This window comes from Wolbachia endosymbiont of Cylisticus convexus (genome assembly GCF_003344345.1).
Window position 1 is genome coordinate 1 of record NZ_QPIP01000184.1, and the last position, 2629, is coordinate 2629.

At 35.1% G+C, this 2629-nt stretch carries 2 protein-coding genes; one reads left to right on the top strand and one right to left on the bottom strand.

The window, feature by feature from the left end:
- A partial coding sequence (locus tag Wcon_RS10010) for an IS256 family transposase (RefSeq protein ID WP_114516781.1) occupies positions 1-828 on the bottom strand: 828 nt, incomplete at its 3' end.
- 390 nt (positions 829-1218) lie between these two features.
- Here Wcon_RS10010 and Wcon_RS10015 point away from each other — a divergent pair.
- A partial coding sequence (locus tag Wcon_RS10015; protein ID WP_147269162.1) for a recombinase family protein occupies positions 1219-2629 on the top strand: 1411 nt, incomplete at its 3' end.

Sequence of the window (2629 nt, forward strand, 5' to 3'; positions counted from 1 at the left end):
ACTGGATACATATTTCAGAGAATTTCTTATTTGGTGTACTATACATAGCTGCACTTCTGCACTGGGAAATACACTGTTGATGGCTGCAGGAAAGCTTTTTAGCCCATCTACACATGCAATCAGAATATCTTCTACTCCTCTTTCTTTGAGGTTATTTAGCACTTCCAACCAAAAGTTAGCTCCTTCACTTTCAGCCAAATAAAAGCCCAGGACTTCTTTTCTGCCATTTTGGTCTATGCCCAATATATTGTACATACATTTACTTACGCAATGTCCATCCTCCTTGACCTTAAAGAACATCCCATCCATAAATACTATCGGGTATACTGATTGCAGTGGACGACTACGCCATTCATTGATTATAGGCAGTAATTTGTCGGTAATACTTGATATCTCTGCTACCGATATTTTGTGATCATAAATTTCCTCAACGTGTGACGCTATATCTCTATAGCTCATACCACTGGCAAATGTGCTCAAAATCTTCGTTTCAAGCTCTGGATGTAAGCTTGTTTGCCTTTTTTTGACTATTTGCGGCTCAAAACTTCCTTCTCTATCTCTTGGCGTTAACAGCTCAAATGAACCTGCACTTGTACGTAAAGTCTTTCCATTCCTCCCATTTCTGCGATTATTTTCTTCACTTTCAGCTAATAAATGGTTTTCTATTTCACCTTCTAGACTCGCCTCCAGCAGCTTTTTTATAAATGGTGTTAATGCTCCCTCCTTTCCTGTCAACGGTCTTCCTTCTCGTATAGACGACAGGATATTTGTTTCCAACTCTTTATAATCTACCAATCCGTTAGTTCTGTTTACTACTTTTTGACTCATTGTCAAACCTCCATTTTTAAATTGATATAAATTACTTTTTTTCGGTTTGACACACTTTTTTGAACATTCCCCAATATTTACCTGAATGCAGTCTAGATCTATTGTAAATACACCTACGACAATGTTGCCAACAATTTAAAACTTGAAAAAAGTATTTCCAGAAAACTTTTATGTCCAAAAGTAAGAGCTCCATTTATTTATGACGCTAATGACGAACTAATTATCAGCTTTAATGTAGTGGATTAATAATGAGCATATTATTTAAATGGAATGTTATGAACAGTAAAGAAAGATTTGCCATACGAGTTAGTTATGAACCTGATAGGTTGGCAGAGGTATATTTATTAGACGCCTACACAAAATTAATGCCAGTGCTAAAGTATTCAGTAAATGCAAATAAAAAAGAACTTCAAGGAGGATCAAATGTTAACAGTAAGCTTATATGCAAGAGTTTCTTCAGAAAAACAAGTACAAGAGAATACGATTGCAAGTCAACTTTCAGCTTTAGAAAATAAAATTAAAGCAGATGGGCATGAATTGCTAGATGAACATAAATTCGTTGATAATGGCTATAGTGGATCTAATTTAGTTCGTCCTGCCTTAGAAAAATTACGTAATAAAGTAGCAGAAGGTAAAATTGACATAATCTATATTCATTCTCCTGATCGTTTATCGCGTAAATATGCATATCAGATGGTTTTACTTGAAGAATTACAGAAAGCAAAAGTAGAAGTAATTTTTTTAAATAATCAGATTAATGATAGTCCAGAAGCTCATTTATTGTTACAAATGCAAGGTATGATAGCAGAATATGAACACACAAAGATTACTGAAAGATGTCGTCGAGGAAAAATTTATGCAGCTAAAAAAGGTAGTGTAAATGTAATGTGTAGAGCTCCTTACGGCTACCGTTATATAAATAAACAGATGGAAGGAGGGCAAGCTCGGTTTGAAGTTCATGAAGAAGAAGCGGAAGTGGTTCGTAAGCTATTTTCTTGGATAGGCAGAGAAAGAATGAGTGCTGGAGAAGTATGTCGCCAGCTAAATACCATGTCTATCATGTCAGCGAAGGGAAAATGCTGGAATAAAGGCACGCTTTGTGGTACACTAAAAAATCCTGTCTATAAAGGACAAGCAGCTTTTGGTAAAACAAAGGTAGGTGCAAAGCTGCCGCAAATAAGACCATACAAACATTCCTGTGAACAACCTAAAAAGAATAGTTCTACCTATCGTGTTGAAAGGGAACATTGGATTTACATTCCAGTACCTAAAATAGTTGATGAAGATTTGTTTGATATAGTTCAAAAGCAATTAGCTGAGAACGCAAAAAGGCAAAGAGCAAGACAAATAGGAACAACTAATCTATTGCAAGGCTTATTGGTATGCAAGCGTTGCCAGTATTCTTATTATGCTAAAAGATATGGCAAGTCTCAAAAAAAATGTTATCGTTGTATTGGCGCAGATGCTTACCGTTTTGCTGGTAATAAGATTTGTAATAGTAAAACAATTCGTGCTTCTACATTAGAGACAGCTGTGTGGGAAGAAGTTAAAAGCCTATTAAAAAATCCAAACAGAATTTTAAAGGAATATCAGCGTAGGCTTTCAGAACTTCAAAAATCACCATGTGATCAAATAACTGATTCACTTAAAAAACAAGATGATAAGCTGAAACAAGGCATTTCAAGACTTATTGATAGCTATACTCAAGGGTATATTAGCAAAGAAGAATTTGAACCACGAATTAAAGCAGCAAAACAGAGCTTAAAAATAGTTGAAGAGGAAAAGAAAAAAATATTCAATC